Here is a 17,641-nt window from a genome sequence, read left to right as displayed (position 1 = left end):
TTATTCAATGGAATACCGCTCCTTTATTTAGTTTTGACGTACTTTACGGATTAAGAAAACACCTGAAATTAGAATTAGCGCTGCAAACAATCCAATACGTGCTTCATCGCCTGTTTTGGGGTTATCTGTTTTTTCAGCTTTTCCATTTTCATTTTTTGTTTCTTTGTTCGCTTCTTTAGCTGTTTCCTTACTCTCTACTTTTGTTTTCTCTTCTTTTACTTGTGTATCTGTTTTCGCTTGGTCATTATTTTTTGTTGTTGCAGCTACACCGTTATCGCCACCTACCGCTTTTACATTTGCATCAAACGCAAAGCGAATTGTGTAGTGATGGTCATAATTCACATCTGGTACAACAACATGAATCTTTACAGCTGCTGGTTTAGATAAGTCGTCTATTTTAAACTCTACAGTTCTTTTATCTGCTGATTCATCTTTACTAACAACTTTCGCATCAATAAAATTCCCATTCTCAGGTGCTTTAAATTCTGTAATCCAAGCACTATGATTCATCGGAATTTGTACTCTCATCTCACCATTTTTTACAACTAACTTAGCTGGTTTTTCAAAATAATCATTTGCCATTGAAGCTGAATCATTTTCCGCTTTTTGAATGACATAGTTAATATCATAAGTACCGTCAGCTAGTTGTGCTGAAGCTTTCCCATATGGCATGACAAGAAAAGCTAGCATACATACGAACGTTATAATAAAAGCGGGTAATACAGAAATCTTTCTCATTTGGCTTACTTCCTCCTTGTTTATCTTTCATCCATACTTTTTTTGAAAATGATAATTATTCTCAATTTATAAGAAAAAAATAATAATCCTCTATCATTATTTAATTGTACTTTCTTTATGTACTGTAGATATTATTGATTATCATTCTCACTTGATGTTAAAAATAATATCCCTCTCTATTCCGTATAAAGAGCGATTCCTATTTTAACATAAGTCCCTATCCCATTTGTTGATTATCATTCTCAATGAAACTCAAAAAAATAAAACTATCCATTTTCCTACTCTATCACCTCTATCTACAAAAATGATATTGTTATAGAAAACCTTATACCTTTCACTCCTCACTTTCCTTCCAATATTTCCACAACTAAGTCAATCTTAGCCTACTCGTAAATTTTTTGTCAACTATATTACGTATAAAATTTTTAATATCTAAATTTCTCTATATACGGCTTTTTCTACAAAAAAAGAGGCTTTCTTTCATAGAAAGCCTCTTTCCTCTATTTTTCTACAGCAATTTCCTGCTTTTGAAACTTAGAAACTATATAACCAAATCCTATACCGATTATGCCTGGAACTAACCAACCAATGCCTACACTATATAATGGAATCTTATCTAAAATAGGGGCTAGCGCTGCAATTTGAAGGTTTGCATTGTGTAATCCATCAAAGAAACTTATTGCAAATGCTCCTACAATACCACCTACATACATCGCTAATGGAAGACGAACGTAGTTTTCAACAAGTGATAATACAATCAGCACGATACCAATTGGGTAAATTGCAATTAAAATCGGTAATGCTAATGCATTTAACTGAGTTAATCCAAGATTCGCTACCATAAATGCTAATACACAGAAAATGAAAACGACCTTTTGATAAGAAAGCTTTGGTAATAAGGAAGAAAAATATTCCCCACAAGCTGCAACAATACCTACAGAAGTTGTTAAACATGCTGCTGTAATTGCAATTCCTAATAATAAAGTTCCATAACTACCAAACAAATGATTTACAACGTTTGTTAAAATAATTCCTCCGTTTGCTCCCATTCCAAGAGACACACTAGAAGCTCCCAGATAAGCAAGCGCTAAATAAACAAGTAGTAAACCAAGCGCTGCAATAAATCCTGCAAAGATTGTTACTTTTGCAATGCTGTTCTTATTTGTAACACCTTTTGCTTTTAACGCATTAATCACAACATTTCCGAAAACAAGTGCTGCAAGTCCATCTAAAGTTAAATATCCATCAATAAAACCTTTAAAGAGCGGAGCACTATACGCTTCTGTCGGTGCACCAAATTCTCCAATTGGTGTAATAAGTGCTTTACCTACGATAATTGCAATAACAGCTAACAAAATTGGAGTTAACACTTTACCAATACGCCCCACTAATTTCGACGGATTTAAAGCTAGATAGAAAGTTACGGCAAAGAAAATAAATGTAAAGATAACAAGTGGATATGATTGACCAGCTATCTCACTTGGTAAAAACGGTGCAACACTCATTTCATAAGCAACAGTTCCTGTACGCGGTACACTTACGAATACGCCTAAACATAAATAAATTGCAGTGATAAAAACTAGTGCGAATATAGGGTGTACACGCCCTGCTAGCTCATTAATATCTCCCTTTAAAGCTATAACAATTACCCCTAATAACGGTAGCCCAACTCCTGTTACGATAAAACCAAACAACGCGATCCATACATCTGTTCCAGCACCTTGTCCTAATGCTGGTGGAAAAATCATATTACCTGCACCGAAAAATAGTGCAAATAACATTAAACTTATTGCAAACATCTCAGAAAACTTTAAAGATGATTTCATTTCTACTAACCTCCTAATTTTTTATTTAACAAAATATTCTGAATTAAAATCCGTCATATATCCTCTTTCAAGCATACTTCCCCATAAAAGAACGCAAAAAACACCCGTCCCTAACAAAGGGACGAGTGTTGAAATCGTGGTTCCACCCTTATTCTAATAAAATGAATTTATAACGAAATAAGCTCATTTTATAGCTCGTGTAAATTGATAACGGTTTTATCCGCCAAGAATTACAATGCATCATGCATGCAGTTCACTCTTGAAGTTTAGAGGTGGTAAGCTTGTCTTTTCGTATTAGGAAGCTCACAGCCTAAGGCTTCCCTCTCTGAGAATCGTAGAAAACAACTCATGTCCTCATCATTACTTTTATAAAATATCTTGTCGAAACTTGTTGTTTTTTATTATATGGGCTATTTTTTAAAAAATCAATAGTTTTATTTTTTCTGACAAAAAAATATAGGGAGAAAATTTCCCCTCCCTATAACTGCCCTATTAATAATTCTAATTCTTCAGCTGTAATGTCTCTCCACTTTCCTACTTCAAGATCATTTAGCTCTATATTCATAACGCGTTCTCGCTTTAGTTTTGTCACAGTAAACCCGAAAGCACGGCTCATTCTACGAATTTGTCTGTTCATCCCTTGCGTTAAAACGATGCGAAATGTAGACTGATCAACTCTCGTCACTTTACATGGCTTCGTCATGCCATCTTTAATCTTTACACCGCTGGACATCTCCTCAATAAACCAATCTGTAAAAGGTTTATCGACTGTGACCATATATTCTTTCTCGTGCTCATGATCACCATGTAAAATTTGATTCGCAATCGCACCATCATTGGTTAATAAAATAAGTCCTTCTGACGCTTTATCCAATCGCCCAACAGGAAAGATACGCTCTGGGTAATTGATATAGTCAATAATATTATCTTCAATATGATCGGCTGCTGTACAAGTAATGCCAACTGGTTTATGAAAGGCAATATACACCTTTTCCTTCTCTTCTTTTGCAATAACCTGTCCATCAATCGTCACGACATCACCATCGCTCACAGGTGCACCGTGCGTACATATTTCACCGTTAATAGCCACGCGTCCAGCTTTAATAAGACGATCTGTCTCACGTCTTGAGCAGGATTTTGCTTCGCTTATGTATTGGTTGATTTTCATGTCTTATTCCTTTTCACATATATTAAAAGCGTCAATCTATGGCAATATCATTATGCCACGATTGACGCTTTTTCACTTCGCAAAAACAACTAAATAAATAACCCCAATCACCAAAAATATTCCACAACAAGCTAACAATACTTTTGCAAGTTTGTCCATAAACATATAATGGTTTCCCCTTTGTTTCGTTGTTTTCTATTTTAATTCGACAACTGTTACGCCTAGGCCTCCCTCGCCCATGTCACCGTAGCGGTAGTTTTTCACGCCGCGATGTTTCTTCAAGTAGTCTTGTACACCTTGGCGAAGCGCTCCTGTTCCTTTACCGTGAATAATTGAGACGCGAGGATAGCTTGCAAGCTGGGCATCGTCTAAATATTTTTCAACACGCATCATTGCATCTTCATAACGTTCACCACGAAGGTCAAGCTCTAAGGAAACGTGATAATCTCTTCCCTTCACACTTGCAACTGCTTTTTTCTCAGTTTGCTTCGGTGTATTAATGTATTCCATATTGGATTCTTTCACTTTCATCTTCAGAATACCAATTTGTACGCTCCACTCTGTATCACTTACCTTTTCAAGTAATTGACCTTTTTGGCCGAACGTTAATACTTTTACTTCATCACCTGCGCGTAATTGTTGTTTCGGCGCTGTGTTTTTCACGTTTACTTTTTGTTTCTTCACAAGCTCTGGCGCCGCACCTTCTAGACGGCTCTTCGCTTCAATAAGCTCATGGTCTTTCACGTTTACAAGCTGTGCTTTACGCAATTGACGAAGTTCTTGAATAATGCCTTCTGCTTCTTTCTTTGCAGCTTCGACTTTTTCTTCTCCTTCTTTTTGCGCTTTTAATAATTTTTCATCGCGCTCATCGTTAAATTCAATAATTTGACGCTGTAATTCGCGATGCAGTTTTTCAGATTGCTTACGAAGTGCTTCTGCTTCGTTCCAGTCACGTTCTGCGTTCTTTTGACTTTCTTCTAACTTCGCAATCATATTTTCAATTTTGTTTGTATCTGTACTAATGTGGTTACGAGCTTGATCAATCACGCGATCAGATAATCCAAGGCGTTTCGAAATTTCAAAGGCATTACTACGTCCTGGTACACCGATTAATAATTTATACGTTGGGCTTAATGTGTTTACGTCGAACTCAACGCTCGCATTAATAACTTGCTCACGGTTATATCCGTATGCTTTTAATTCTGGGTAATGCGTCGTTGCAACAACGCGAGCACCACGATTACATACTTCATCTAAGATTGAAATTGCTAATGCAGCCCCTTCTTGCGGGTCTGTTCCAGCTCCTAATTCATCGAATAAAACTAAGCTTTCAAAATCAGCTTTTTCTAAAATATCAACAATGTTCACCATATGTGAGGAGAACGTACTTAAACTTTGTTCAATCGATTGCTCATCACCGATATCAGCAAAGATATTTTTGAATACACAAATCTCTGATTCATCCATTACTGGAATATGAAGACCAGATTGCGCCATTAGTACACAAATACCAACTGTTTTCAGCGTAACTGTTTTACCACCTGTGTTCGGTCCTGTAATAACAATTGTCGTGAAATCTTTACCTAACATAATATTATTTGGCACGATAATTTCCGGATCAATAAGCGGATGACGTGCTTGTCTTAAATCCATATAGCGCTCGTTATTTACGATTGGCTTCGTTGCTTTAATACGCTTGGCATAAAAAGCTTTCGCAAAGATGAAGTCAAGATTCGCAACTACTTCTACGTTCGATAAAACGATATCCGCTTCTACTGCCACTTCTTCTGTTAACATCAATAAGATGCGTTCAATCTCTTGTTTTTCTTTCACTCGTGCTTCTTGAAGCGCGTTATTTAATTCTACAATGACTTGTGGTTCAATAAATAACGTTTGTCCAGAAGCTGATTGATCGTGAACAATACCGCCATATACGCCGCGATATTCTTGTTTTACTGGGATTACGTAACGTTCGTTACGAATCGTTACAATCGCGTCAGACAGCATCTTTTGCGCGTTGGAAGAACGCGTCATGTTTTCTAACTTTTCACGAATACGGCTTTCCGCAGTACGAATTTGAGTACGAATACCACGCAGTTTATCACTTGCGCTATCGACTACTTCACCGCCATCACCGATGCAATTTGTAATCTTCTTTTCTAAATCATATAAAGATACAATTTGAGCAACATGAGTTTCTAAAATGGGAAGCTCGACACCATTATCAACCATATCTTCAATGAAACGTTTCATATTGCGACTACCATACATCGTATTGGCAATATCCAGTAGTTCATTCGGGCTTAACATACTTCCAATCTTTGCACGCTTCACATTTGAGCGAATATCCGTAATACCACCTAATGGTGCATTACCTTTCAAACGAATGACTTTCGCTGCTTCATCCGTTGTATCTTGCATTTCTACGATTTCTTCAAAATCAGTGCTCGGCACTAAATGCTTCACTTTGTCACGGCCAAGTGAAGAGGCTGTATGTTCAAGTAATTGTTCTTTTACTTTATTGTATTCTAATACACGCAACGTTCTTTCTAACATGTTGCAGGTCCCCCTTGTGTTACTTATTACGTTTAATATAGTCTAATAAACGTTCAATATCCCATGTGTTAATTACGTTATCTTTTTGAATCCAACCTTTACGTGCCGCTGCTACACCTGTTTCCATATCTTCTAACATTTCAAGCGTATGAGCATCCGTATTAATCGCTACTTTTACACCAGCATCTTGTGCTTGTTTTAATAATTTCGCGCTTAAATCTAGACGGTTTGGATTCGCATTTAATTCTAAAACTGTATTTGTCTCTTTTGCGAGTTCAATTAATAAATCTGTATCTACATCATAACCCTCACGACGTCCAAGAAGACGTCCTGTCGGATGAGCAATCATTGTGACATGCTTATTCTCTAGCGCAGCGCGAAGACGTTTCATAATCGTTTCACGGTCTTGTGAGAAGCTAGAGTGAATCGCTCCAATAACATAATCTAATTCTGCTAGTACTTCATCATCAAAATCAAGTGTTGCATCCGGTAAAATATCCATTTCAATTCCGCGTAAAATTGTAATGTCTGGATACTTTTCATTCATACGTTCAATTTCTTTCGCTTGTTCACGAAGGCGCTCTTTCGTTAAACCGTTCGCTACTTTCAAGTATTGTGAGTGATCAGTGATTGCCATAAACTTATATCCACGAGCGCGGCACGCTTGTACCATTTCTTCAATAGAAAAAGCACCGTCACTCCACGTTGTATGCATATGTAAATCACCTTGTATATCGGAAAACTGAATTAAGTTTGGATACTCTTTAATTAATTCAATTTCTTTTCCATCTTCACGCACTTCTGGCGGGATAAACGGAAGACCGAAATGAGCAAAGAACTCCTCTTCTGTTTCAAACGTCTTCACTTCACCTGTTTCTAAGTTTTCTACACCGTACTCACTAATTTTCTCGCCTTTATCTTTTGCGATTTGACGCATTTTCACGTTATGGTCTTTTGATCCTGTGAAATGGTGAAGCGTTGTAATAAATTCTTCTGGTTTTACTAAACGGAAATCGATTGAAATATCATATTCATATTGAAGACGAACAGAAACTTTCGTATCTCCACTTGCGATTACTTCAATCATATTATCGAATTGCAGTAAATGCTCACGTACTGCTGCTGGTTCTGTCGTTGCAATGATAAAGTCTAAATCTTTCACTGTTTCACGAACACGGCGCAAACTACCAGCGCGAGAGAAACGAATTACTTCAGCAATATTCGACAATTTCTCCTCTATTTCCCCGGCAATAGGCAATACCATCGCGATTGGTAAACGCTCTGGACGAGAGCCTACTTGATCAATTGCTTCTAATATTTTCTCTTCTGTCTTCTTACCGAAACCTGCTAAAGCTTGTACTTTATTTTCCTCACAAACCGCTTTTAGCGATTCCATATCAACAACACCAAGTTCTTTATATAACTTAGCTACCTTTTTACCACCAAGGCCTGGTAATTTTAATAACGGTAATAAGCTACTTGGCACTTCTTTTTCAAGCTCTTGTAATACTTCAGATGTTCCCGATTCTATATATTCTTGAATAACTGCCGCTGTTCCTTTTCCGATACCTGGAATCTTCGTGAAATCTTCAATTTCAGAAAGACTGCGATCGTCACTTTCTAATGCTGCTGCCGCCTTACGAAATGCAGATATTTTAAATGGATTTGCGCCCTTTAGTTCCATAAAAAGCCCGATTGTCTCTAGTAATTTAATAACTTGTTTTTTATTTACTTTCATCATTACCCCGCCTTTCTTTCATAGAAAAAAACTCCTCTTTCCGAAAAAAGAGAAGTTATACTCTGCTACCTGTCTGCCATAGTTCCTTCACCTTTTCAGAGAGAATCGGTGTATCGTCTACAATTATTTTGCTAATTGATGATTTTTGTAATGGTGTTTGTACTTGTTCAATCGGAAGAATGTTTCCAATGATAATTAAGACAAACAAAATAATATATACTTCTAAAAATCCGAGGATTGCCCCCGCAAACGCATTTACTTGCTTTAAAACCGGTATTTCTGCAAACATATTTAACAAATTACCAAGTAACGAAAGTGCAATTTTTGTGATAATAAACAATATGATAAACGCAAGCGCTTGATAAAATACTGTCTCAATATTATTTGCATCAATCCATTCTGGAACAGATACGTTTTTATCAAATGGATACGGAATAAATTTCGCAAGTGCTGGCGCTAAATCTTTACAGTACCAGTATGCAACAAGGTATGCGATAATAAAGCTTGTTAACTTTACAAGTTGCAGAATAAACCCTCTGCGTAAGCCGAGGAAAAATCCCATAACAAGCAGTAAAATGATAATAATATCAATCATGTTATTCCATTCCTTTTTTTGTCATACTTTCTTTCAATTTCTCATGTTCTTCTTTTAATTTTATGTAATCGTGTATGACGTTTACCGCCGTCAATACCGCTAGTCTACTCGTGTCAAGCGAAGGATTCTTGGCATTGAGTTCGCGCATTTTATCATCCACAATCGCTGCTACCATGCGGATATGACTTGTACTTTCATCGCCAACAACTGAATATTGCTGACCATAGATTTCTACATTAATTCGACTTTTCTTTCCCTTTTGTTGTGACAACTCACCGGCCTCCAATCACGTACAGAATCCTAAAGTTTATCATACCATGAACCTTCATAATATGGAAACAGAAAGAACAATCCGATATGATAAAAATAACAATATAAAAAAAGGGGCGACCATTATGTCAAATTCTATCGTAATTCAAACAAATTCTACAGTAATTGAAGACATGAAACAACAATATAAACACTCGCTTAGCCCGAAAATCCCGCAAGGCGGGATCTTCATGGCAAAGGTACCATCTTGCACAATTACAGCGTATAAATCTGGAAAAGTAATGTTCCAAGGCGGACGTGCTGAAGCAGAGGCTTCTCGTTGGCAAACTGTCTCTCAAACACCGAAAACAGCTGTAAAAAAATCTGTCGATTCACACCGTTATGCACCGCCTACTTCCATTGGTACAATGTCTATCGTAGGGTCAGATGAAGTTGGTACTGGTGATTTCTTCGGGCCGATGACAGTAGTTGCTGTATATGTGGATGCGAAGCAAATTCCACTTTTAAAAGAACTTGGTGTAAAAGACTCTAAAAACTTAAATGACGATCAAATTACTGCCATTGCGAAACAACTTCTACACGTTGTTCCTTACAGTTCTCTTGTCCTTCATAATGAAAAATATAACGAACTATTTGATAAAGGAAACAACCAAGGTAAGTTAAAAGCTTTACTACATAATAAAGCTATTACAAACTTATTAGCTAAAATTGAGCCTACAAAACCTGAAGGCATCTTAATCGACCAATTCACACAACCTGATACATACTACAAATATTTAGCAAAACAAAAACAGGTACAGCGTGAAAATGTTTACTTCGCGACGAAAGGCGAAAGCGTCCATTTAGCAGTAGCCGCTGCTTCTATTTTAGCTCGCTACTCATTCGTAAAACAGTTTGACGAATTAAGTAAAAAAGCTGGTATGCCACTTCCAAAAGGTGCTGGTAAACAAGTTGATATCGCTGCTGCTAAATTAATTCAAAAACTTGGTAAAGAACGATTACCTGAGTTTGTGAAACTGCATTTTGCTAATACGGAGAAGGCGTTTCGCTTATTAAAATAGTATCGACAAAAACAGGAGCCTACAAACTCCTGTTTTTTGTTTCACCCTACTATCGACCTTATATTTTTGTTACAATATAAATATACAGATTATTCAAATTAAGGAAGGGGATTCCCATTGCTACTTCTACAAATGATTCTAAATATCTTACTAGGTGATCCACACGAAAGACAGTTCGAAATTAGAGAAAACATTCAGCTACTAAGTGAACAACGAGAGTTCAACGATTTAATAGAACGCTATGGCCGATCTTTCTTATTAAACTTTCGGATCCGAAGATTTATCGGGAAACACGATGCCCGCTCGTTAATACATAATCCAGCAAAACTACAACACTTCTGTGAGGAACTTGAATGTATGATAAGAAAAAGGAGGTTTTTCATATGAACGCTGTAAAAGTGAAAAAGTTATTATATGTTTTCGTACACCTAGTAGGCCCGCTTTCTTACTTCATTATTTCTACCATTTGGGGAGTTTTATTCACTACTAAATCCACATTCGAAAACATATCTGATAATCTTGGCGTTATGGCCATCTATTACGTGTTCATAAGCTTACTGTGGTTTTTCTATTTAGATCGATTAGACAAAGATGTAGATAACATTACAAAAGAAATTAACGATAATAAGATGTAACACATAAAAAGGAGAGCCGCCAAGACTCTCCTTTTTTATGTTAGCTTCGTTTCTGCTTCTTATTTGATGAAGATACTTTATGAGAACCTGTTTCATGTGTCGTCGTTCCTTGTCCTTCTATTTCTGGAGAACCAAGGCTTGATCTTGAATGATCTTTTTTCACTTTTTTACTCATTTATATTCACCCCTTCGCGTTACTTTTTGCTACGAGGTACTAAACTATTCAAAATAAAAAGCGAGAGGAAATCCTCTCGCTTTTTTCATATTTTAGAACTCAGAAGAACCTGGAGTTCTTGGGAATGGAATTACGTCACGGATGTTAGCCATGCCAGTGATATACATTAGGAAGCGCTCGAAACCTAGACCGAATCCAGCGTGTTTTGTACCGCCGTATTTTCTAAGTTCTAAGTACCACCAGTAGTCCTCTTCGTTCATACCTAATTCTTTAATTCTGTCTACTAAAACGTCCATTCTTTCTTCACGTTGACTTCCGCCGATTAATTCGCCGATGCCAGGAACTAGAAGGTCAGTAGCAGCTACTGTTTTTCCATCTTCATTCATACGCATGTAGAACGCTTTAATGTCTTTCGGATAGTCAGTTACGAATACAGGGCGTTTGAAGATCTCTTCTGATAAGTATCTTTCATGCTCTGTTTGTAAGTCAATACCCCATTCTACTGGGTATTTGAAGTCAGCACCTGATTCTTGAAGTACTTTAATTGCTTCTGTATATGTGATACGACCGAAGTCAGAGTTAATCACATTGTTCATACGCTCTAGAACTGTCTTATCAACGAAGCTGTTGAAGAATTCCATTTCTTCTGGCGCATGCTCTAGTACGTATTTCATTGCATATTTCAGCATATCTTCTGTAAGATCCATTACGTCACCTAATTCAGCGAATGCAATCTCAGGCTCAACCATCCAGAACTCAGCAGCGTGGCGAGTTGTGTTTGAGTTTTCTGCACGGAATGTAGGTCCGAATGTGTATACATCACGGAATGCTAATGCATAAGCTTCAGCGTTCAGCTGTCCACTTACTGTTAAGTTTGTTTCTTTGCCGAAGAAGTCTTTTGCTTCATCAACTTGTCCGTCTTCACCTTTTGGTACGTTGTTTAAATCTTGCGTTGTTACGCGGAACATTTCGCCAGCACCTTCTGTATCACTACCAGTGATGATTGGTGTGTGAACATGTACGAATCCACGCTCTTGGAAGAACTGGTGAATCGCAAATGCTGCGATAGAACGTACGCGGAACGTTGCAGAGAATGCATTTGTTCTTGGACGTAAGTGAGCGATTGTACGTAAGTATTCAAACGTATGACGTTTCTTTTGAAGTGGGTAATCAGAATCTGATAAACCCTCGATATCAATTTTTTCTGCTTTAATTTCAAATGGTTGCTTCGCTCCAGGCGTTGCAATTACTTTACCTTCTACTTTAACTGAAGAGCTAAGTGGAAGTTTTGCAATTTCTTTGAAGTTCTCTAATTCTGTATCGAAAACGATTTGAACGCTTTTGAAGAAGCTACCGTCGTTTAATTCGATGAAACCAAATGCTTTTGAATCACGTAAGTTACGAATCCACCCTGATACTTGTACTGTTTGACCTGCGTATTTATCTGTATCTCTATACAGACTTTTTACTAATGTGTTTTCCATAGTGAAATTCTCCTTTGCTGATATATTTAAATACAAAAAAACCTTTCATCCATAAAGGGACGAAAGGTTAAACTTCGCGGTACCACCCAATTTGTCATAAAGACCAACTTTAACTCGTATGTAATACATACTTCCCGGTTTGTAACAGGCCGGATTCCCGTCTAAGTCTACTCTTGAATACAAGATTCAATTTCGGTTAGCAACTCCAAGGTGTTCTTCACATATACCGCCTCATCAGGCTCTCACCATCCCTGACTCGCTTTGGATTATAGTATATACTACTTTTCCTTATCATCGTCTTTCGTTTTGTTAAACTAAAATTAATGTACTACATTCGAGAGAAAGATGCAAGATGCCAGAAAATATATAAGCGATTTTTATAATATATCGACTTACCGACATCTTTAGACGATTGTGCAATAAAAAAATTGCCGGAATGAATCCGGCAATTTTCTAATTACTTACGTAACTCCGCACCGAATTTCTCTTCTACCGTTGTTAACACACGGTTATGTGCTTCTGTTACTTCTTCGTCTGTTAACGTACGTTCTGCATCGAAGTAGGTCATAGAGAATGCAAGTGATTTCTTGCCTTCTTCCATTTTTTCACCTTCGTATAAGTCGAATAGCGTTACGTCTTTCAGAAGTTCTCCGCCAGTTTCAGCAATAACTTGCTTCATTTCACCAGCTTTTGTTTCTTTCGTTACGACAACAGCCATATCACGTGTCATAGATGGGAAACGTGGAATTGCTGAGTAATAAGTTTCCTCTGCGTCTGCACCGAATACTTTTACAAGAGATAATTCGAATACGAATGTATTTTTCACATCTAATTGTTTTTCTGCTTCAGGATGCAATTGACCGATGAAACCAATTACTTCGCCATCTAATACGATGTCAGCTGTACGACCTGGGTGCATACCTTCACGTTTTGCTGGTGCATATGTGATTTGGTTTGAAACGCCAAGTACGTCGAATAGTCCTTCTAGTACACCTTTCATAACGAAGAAGTCTACTACTTTCTTCTCACCTTGCCATGCATGGTGAAGAGCAAGACCTGTCATTACACCTGCAAGATGTTGTTCTTCTTTCGGAAGTTCTCCTGCTTCTGTTGGCAAGAAGATAGAACCTACTTCGTATAAAGCAACGCTATCGTTTTTACGTGCAACATTGTATGAAACTGCTTCTAACAACTGTGGCACTAAGCTTAGACGAAGTTGGCTACGCTCTTCACTCATTGGAAGTGCAAGGTTTACAGGAGCTTTTTCATTTGGCTCAACCATATATTGCTTCGCTTTATCAGCGCTTGTTAATGAATATGTGATCGCTTCATATAAACCAGCACCCTCTAGGAAGCGACGTACTTTACGACGTTTCGTTTGTGCTGCTGTTAATTTACCACGAGTCATCGTTCCAGAAGGTAATGTAACTGGAATGTGATCATAACCGTATAAGCGGCCCACTTCTTCTACTAAGTCTTCTGAAATTGTAATATCAGGACGACGTGCTGGTACATTCACATGGAATGTTCCTTCTACTTCTGTGAATGGGAATTTCAAGTTTGTGAACATTGTACCCATTTCACTTGCAGAAATATTTGTACCTAATACACGGTTTACTTTTTCAGCAGTAACAGATACTGTACGCTCTTGTACTTGTAAGTTGTCAGCTTCTACTACACCTTCAAGTGCTTCTCCTCCAGCGTATTTCGCCATTAAAGCAGCTGCGTGTTGAATTGCTTCAAATGTACGTGTTGGGTCGATTCCTTTTTCAAAACGTGCACTTGATTCACTGCGAAGACCTAAGTCTTTTGATGTACGGCGCACTGTTTGACCTGCGAAGTATGCAGATTCAATTAAAACGTTTACTGTCTCATTTGTAACTTCAGAATCCGCTCCGCCCATTACACCAGCAACAGCTAAAGCTTTTGTGCCGTTTGTAATTACAAGGTGGTGGCTTTGTAATGTACGCTCTTGATCATCTAACGTTTCAATTTTTTCGCCTTCTTTTGCAAGACGAACAACGATTTCTTTTGAACCTAATTTATCGTAATCGAATGCATGTAACGGTTGACCGTATTCCATTAAAATGTAGTTTGTAATATCAACTACGTTGCTAATTGGACGAATGCCAGCTGCCATAAGGCGAGTCTGCATCCACATTGGTGATGGACCAATTTTTACGTTTTTAACCATTTTTGCAATATATAATGGGTTTTCTTCTTTCGCTTCTACGCTTACAGAAATGTAATCAGAAGTTTTTTCTGCAGTTTCTTGTAAGTCGATAGCTGGAAGTTTTACTTCACGGCCATAAATAGCAGCTACTTCATATGCAACACCTAACATGTTTAAGCAATCAGCACGGTTTGGTGTTAAACCAAGCTCAAGTACTTCATCATGTAAGTTTAAAATTTCAAGTGCATCTGCACCAACTTCAGCGTCACTTGGGAAGATGAAGATACCATCTGCATATTCTTTTGAAACTAATTTCCCATCAATGCCAAGCTCTTGAAGAGCACAAACCATACCGTGAGAAGCTTCACCACGTAGTTTTGCTTTTTTAATTTTGAAGTTACCAGGAAGTACAGCGCCAACTTTTGCAACTGGTACTTTTAAACCTTTTGCAATATTCGTAGCTCCACAAATAATTTGAACTGGCTCTTCTTCACCGATATCGATTAAGCATTTGCTTAATTTATCAGCTTCTGGGTGTTTTTCACACTCTAATACGTGACCAACTACAACACCTTTTACACCTTTATTTAATACTTCAACACCTTCTACTTCAATACCACTTTTCGTGATTTTGTCTGCTAGTTCTTGTGCTGTTACATCTTTAATATCTACATACTCTTGTAACCAACGATATGATACGAACATACTTATCCTCTCCTTCCCTTACGCTCGTTTGAATTGTTGTAAGAAACGTACATCATTTGTATAGAAATGACGAATGTCATCTACGCCGTATTTCAACATTGCGATACGCTCTGCGCCCATACCGAATGCGAAACCTTGATATTCTTTTGAATCATAACCAGCCATTTCAAGTACGTTCGGGTGAACCATACCTGCGCCTAAAATTTCAATCCAGCCAGTTCCTTTACAAGTGCCGCAACCTTTGCCGTGACACATCATACAAGAAATATCCATCTCTACAGATGGCTCTGTGAATGGGAAGAAACTTGGACGAAGACGGATTTCACGATCTTCACCGAACATCTTTTTCACGAATACTTGTAGTGTACCTTTTAAGTCACTCATGCGAATGTTTTTATCAATTACAAGACCTTCAATTTGCATGAACTGATGTGAATGTGTCGCATCATCGTCATCGCGGCGATACACTTTACCAGGACAAATAATTTTAATTGGGCCTTTTTCTTTATTATTTTCCATCGTACGTGCTTGCACAGAAGATGTATGTGTACGTAATAACGTTTCTTCTGTAATGTAGAATGTATCTTGCATATCACGCGCTGGATGATCTTTCGGTAAGTTTAATGCTTCGAAGTTGTAGTAGTCTTTTTCTACTTCTGTTCCTTCAGCTACTTCATAACCCATACCGATGAATACATCTTCAATTTGCTCAACAACAGCTGTTAACGGATGGTGACAACCTGTTTCAACAGGGCGACCTGGTAGTGTAACATCAATTGTTTCAGTAGCTAATTTCGCTTCAATTACTGCTTTTTCTAAGTTACCAATTTTGTCGTCTAGACGCGTTTGAATCGCTTCACGTACTTCATTTACTAGTGCTCCCATACGTGGACGCTCTTCTGCTGATAATTTTCCCATGCCGCGTAATACTTCTGTAATTGGGCCTTTTTTCCCTAAATACGCTACGCGTACGTCATTTAAGCCCTTTAGCTCTTTCGCTTCTTCAATAAGCTCTAACGCTTTTTGCTTTAGCTCTTTTAAACGTGCTTCCATTTGGAACCCTCCTAATTTTAAAAATAAAAAAACCCCGCTCCCAAAAAGGGACGAGGTAAATTCGCGGTACCACCCTAAATTGACAGAACATGTCTGCCCACTCATTAGTTATAACGATCAATTCTGACCGGAACGCCTTTACATATACATGGTCCTGGCGCCAACTCCAGAGGTGAATTCACTTCCGTCTACCATAAGAATGCTTTCAGTCTAAGGCATTCTCTCCCTATATGGCGATTTTGTAAGTTACTCTTCTCTATCAACGTTTTTCGTTATTTAACTTTTAATATAATATACTTCAACTTATTATAAGAAGTTTTTTATTTGTTCGCAACTGGGCTTTGTAAATAATACGTTAAAATCCCTGCTGCAACTGCAACATTTAATGATTCTGCCCCGCCGTAAATCGGAATATACAAGTTTTGATCCGTTTTCGCAAGAATTTCTTGGCTTACGCCGCTTCCTTCATTTCCTACAATTAATGCAAAACTACCGACCGGTGTTACTTCACCATACGGAACTCCATTTTCAAGAGCTGTTCCATATACAGGAACGTGTTGTTCTTTTAGCTTGTCTACCCATTCTTCTAAGTTACCTTTTACAACTGGTAAATGAAAAATAGAACCTTGTGTAGAGCGAAGCACTTTACTATTATATGCATCAACGCACCCTTCTCCAAGCACAACGGCATGAATACCAGCTGCATCAGCTGTACGAATAATTGTCCCTAAGTTGCCTGGGTCTTGAAGGCCATCTAATAAAAGAAACTTCCCATCTGCAAGAGCTACTTCACTCTCGTGTTTCTCACAAACAGCAAATACACCTTGCGTCGTTTCTGTTTCACGAAGTACTTTTACGATTGCTTCAGGCACGATATACATTTCCACATCATTAACTGTCCAATCTTTCGGAAGATCTGTCTGATCAGAAACGATAAGTTCTGTTACAACTCCTGCTTTTAAAGCTTCCTCCACTAAGTGGAATCCTTCTACAAAAAATAAACCTTTTTTATCGCGCTCTTTTTTCGTCTGCAGCTTTTTCCACTGCTTCACGCGCGGATTTTGTACTGAATCAATGTTTTTCATAATATGTATTTCCCTCTTTTCTTGTCCTATCATTATAGCCTATTTTTCATACATATTTACATAAAAAAGAACAAAAACTAACGTCAGTTTCAATTCTGAAGAAGAGGTGAGAGCTATGAGTTTTAATTTACGTGGTGCTGTATTAGCGAATGTATCCGGAAATTCACAAGACCAATTACAAGAAACGATTGTCGATGCAATTCAAAGCGGTGAAGAAAAAATGCTGCCAGGTCTTGGTGTTTTATTCGAAGTCATTTGGAAAAACGCTGATGAAAATGAAAAGCACGAAATGTTAGAAACGCTAGAGCAAGGATTAAAAAAATAAGCAATTTGAAAATCACCTTCGCATAAGCCAAGGTGATTTTTTTACGAAAATTTT

16 protein-coding genes and 3 other annotated features are annotated in these 17,641 nt (G+C 37.7%); of the genes, 4 read left to right on the top strand and 12 right to left on the bottom strand.

Translation table 11 applies throughout. The features are described from left to right. Positions 1–27: 27 nt before the first annotated feature. From isdC to zapA, 7 genes are all read right to left on the bottom strand, one after another. Positions 28–738 carry a heme uptake protein IsdC gene (isdC, locus tag QCI44_RS04775; protein ID WP_016086035.1) on the bottom strand — a complete coding sequence of 237 codons (711 nt, stop codon included), beginning with the start codon at positions 736–738 and terminating at the stop codon, positions 28–30. 500 nt (positions 739–1,238) lie between these two features. Further along, positions 1,239–2,564 carry a branched-chain amino acid transport system II carrier protein BrnQ6 gene (gene brnQ6 / locus QCI44_RS04770; RefSeq protein WP_016086034.1) on the bottom strand — a complete coding sequence of 442 codons (1,326 nt, stop codon included), beginning with the start codon at positions 2,562–2,564 and terminating at the stop codon, positions 1,239–1,241. A gap of 114 nt (positions 2,565–2,678) precedes the next feature. After that, positions 2,679–2,934 (bottom strand) — a binding site (T-box leader). 108 nt (positions 2,935–3,042) lie between these two features. Continuing rightward, positions 3,043–3,732 carry a 23S rRNA pseudouridine(2604) synthase RluF gene (locus QCI44_RS04765; protein WP_016135425.1) on the bottom strand — a complete coding sequence of 230 codons (690 nt, stop codon included), beginning with the start codon at positions 3,730–3,732 and terminating at the stop codon, positions 3,043–3,045. A 195-nt stretch (positions 3,733–3,927) separates the two neighbouring features. After that, positions 3,928–6,288: an endonuclease MutS2 gene (locus tag QCI44_RS04760; RefSeq protein ID WP_016086032.1), complete on the bottom strand. Its 2,361-nt coding sequence runs from the start codon at positions 6,286–6,288 to the stop codon at positions 3,928–3,930. A 19-nt stretch (positions 6,289–6,307) separates the two neighbouring features. Beyond that, the gene (gene polX / locus QCI44_RS04755; RefSeq protein ID WP_016086031.1) at positions 6,308–8,026 is read right to left on the bottom strand and encodes a DNA polymerase/3'-5' exonuclease PolX; all 1,719 of its coding nucleotides are present in this window, start codon (positions 8,024–8,026) and stop codon (positions 6,308–6,310) included. 55 nt (positions 8,027–8,081) lie between these two features. Then, positions 8,082–8,621 carry a CvpA family protein gene (locus QCI44_RS04750; RefSeq protein WP_000565409.1) on the bottom strand — a complete coding sequence of 180 codons (540 nt, stop codon included), beginning with the start codon at positions 8,619–8,621 and terminating at the stop codon, positions 8,082–8,084. Position 8,622: 1 nt separating this feature from the next. Then, positions 8,623–8,892, bottom strand: a complete 270-nt coding sequence (gene zapA, locus QCI44_RS04745) for a cell division protein ZapA (protein WP_000082701.1) — start codon at positions 8,890–8,892, stop codon at positions 8,623–8,625. 124 nt (positions 8,893–9,016) lie between these two features. Between zapA and rnhC the strand changes: the two genes are divergently transcribed. The 3 genes from rnhC (at position 9,017) to QCI44_RS04730 (ending at position 10,587) form a co-directional block, all read left to right on the top strand. Continuing rightward, positions 9,017–9,952 carry a ribonuclease HIII gene (gene rnhC, locus QCI44_RS04740; RefSeq protein WP_016135426.1) on the top strand — a complete coding sequence of 312 codons (936 nt, stop codon included), beginning with the start codon at positions 9,017–9,019 and terminating at the stop codon, positions 9,950–9,952. A 117-nt stretch (positions 9,953–10,069) separates the two neighbouring features. Further along, complete coding sequence (locus tag QCI44_RS04735) at positions 10,070–10,339, top strand: hypothetical protein (protein WP_033660118.1); 270 nt, start codon at positions 10,070–10,072, stop codon at positions 10,337–10,339. Next, positions 10,336–10,587, top strand: coding sequence for a hypothetical protein (locus QCI44_RS04730; RefSeq protein WP_016086028.1), 252 nt, complete (start codon positions 10,336–10,338; stop codon positions 10,585–10,587). The genes QCI44_RS04735 and QCI44_RS04730 overlap by 4 nt, the downstream gene beginning before the upstream one ends. A 40-nt stretch (positions 10,588–10,627) precedes the next feature. On the opposite strand, the gene QCI44_RS04725 is transcribed toward QCI44_RS04730, so the two are convergent. The 5 genes from QCI44_RS04725 to QCI44_RS04705 all read right to left on the bottom strand — a co-directional run bounded on the left by QCI44_RS04725 (position 10,628) and on the right by QCI44_RS04705 (position 17,295). Continuing rightward, the gene (locus QCI44_RS04725) at positions 10,628–10,762 is read right to left on the bottom strand and encodes a YuzL family protein (protein ID WP_016086027.1); all 135 of its coding nucleotides are present in this window, start codon (positions 10,760–10,762) and stop codon (positions 10,628–10,630) included. 92 nt (positions 10,763–10,854) lie between these two features. Then, positions 10,855–12,246 carry an asparagine--tRNA ligase gene (gene asnS, locus QCI44_RS04720; RefSeq protein WP_016086026.1) on the bottom strand — a complete coding sequence of 464 codons (1,392 nt, stop codon included), beginning with the start codon at positions 12,244–12,246 and terminating at the stop codon, positions 10,855–10,857. 52 nt (positions 12,247–12,298) lie between these two features. Then, positions 12,299–12,550: a binding site (T-box leader), on the bottom strand. A gap of 153 nt (positions 12,551–12,703) precedes the next feature. Further along, a complete protein-coding gene (gene pheT / locus QCI44_RS04715; RefSeq protein WP_016135427.1) occupies positions 12,704–15,124 on the bottom strand; it encodes a phenylalanine--tRNA ligase subunit beta in 2,421 nt (806 codons plus the stop codon). An 18-nt stretch (positions 15,125–15,142) separates the two neighbouring features. Next, entirely contained in the window at positions 15,143–16,177 is a 1,035-nt protein-coding gene (gene pheS, locus QCI44_RS04710; RefSeq protein WP_000388217.1) for a phenylalanine--tRNA ligase subunit alpha, read from the bottom strand. Positions 16,178–16,220: 43 nt separating this feature from the next. Continuing rightward, positions 16,221–16,449, bottom strand: a binding site (T-box leader). A 48-nt stretch (positions 16,450–16,497) separates the two neighbouring features. Next, positions 16,498–17,295 carry a TrmH family RNA methyltransferase gene (locus QCI44_RS04705; protein WP_016086024.1) on the bottom strand — a complete coding sequence of 266 codons (798 nt, stop codon included), beginning with the start codon at positions 17,293–17,295 and terminating at the stop codon, positions 16,498–16,500. An 82-nt stretch (positions 17,296–17,377) separates the two neighbouring features. Here QCI44_RS04705 and sspI point away from each other — a divergent pair, with 82 nt between their 5' ends. Then, positions 17,378–17,587 (top strand): small acid-soluble spore protein SspI, encoded by a 210-nt coding sequence (gene sspI, locus QCI44_RS04700; RefSeq protein WP_000009509.1) that lies wholly within the window; start codon positions 17,378–17,380, stop codon positions 17,585–17,587. Positions 17,588–17,641 lie beyond the last annotated feature (54 nt).

The organism is Bacillus cereus group sp. RP37 (assembly GCF_040459695.1).
GTDB lineage: Bacteria > Bacillota > Bacilli > Bacillales > Bacillaceae_G > Bacillus_A.
Note: the sequence above shows the minus strand (reverse complement) of the source record. Positions and strands in the feature narration are given on the sequence as shown.

Coding starts and splice junctions, on each gene's coding strand:
- QCI44_RS04725 (WP_016086027.1), bottom strand. CDS start 10,762: ATGAGTAAAAAAGTGAAAAAAGATCATTCAAGATCAAGCCTTGGTTCT.
- QCI44_RS04750 (WP_000565409.1), bottom strand. CDS start 8,621: ATGATTGATATTATTATCATTTTACTGCTTGTTATGGGATTTTTCCTC.
- isdC (WP_016086035.1), bottom strand. CDS start 738: ATGAGAAAGATTTCTGTATTACCCGCTTTTATTATAACGTTCGTATGT.
- rnhC (WP_016135426.1), top strand. CDS start 9,017: ATGTCAAATTCTATCGTAATTCAAACAAATTCTACAGTAATTGAAGAC.
- sspI (WP_000009509.1), top strand. CDS start 17,378: ATGAGTTTTAATTTACGTGGTGCTGTATTAGCGAATGTATCCGGAAAT.
- pheT (WP_016135427.1), bottom strand. CDS start 15,124: ATGTTCGTATCATATCGTTGGTTACAAGAGTATGTAGATATTAAAGAT.
- asnS (WP_016086026.1), bottom strand. CDS start 12,246: ATGGAAAACACATTAGTAAAAAGTCTGTATAGAGATACAGATAAATAC.
- brnQ6 (WP_016086034.1), bottom strand. CDS start 2,564: ATGAAATCATCTTTAAAGTTTTCTGAGATGTTTGCAATAAGTTTAATG.
- QCI44_RS04760 (WP_016086032.1), bottom strand. CDS start 6,288: ATGTTAGAAAGAACGTTGCGTGTATTAGAATACAATAAAGTAAAAGAA.
- QCI44_RS04730 (WP_016086028.1), top strand. CDS start 10,336: ATGAACGCTGTAAAAGTGAAAAAGTTATTATATGTTTTCGTACACCTA.
- QCI44_RS04705 (WP_016086024.1), bottom strand. CDS start 17,295: ATGATAGGACAAGAAAAGAGGGAAATACATATTATGAAAAACATTGAT.
- pheS (WP_000388217.1), bottom strand. CDS start 16,177: ATGGAAGCACGTTTAAAAGAGCTAAAGCAAAAAGCGTTAGAGCTTATT.
- QCI44_RS04765 (WP_016135425.1), bottom strand. CDS start 3,732: ATGAAAATCAACCAATACATAAGCGAAGCAAAATCCTGCTCAAGACGT.
- polX (WP_016086031.1), bottom strand. CDS start 8,026: ATGAAAGTAAATAAAAAACAAGTTATTAAATTACTAGAGACAATCGGG.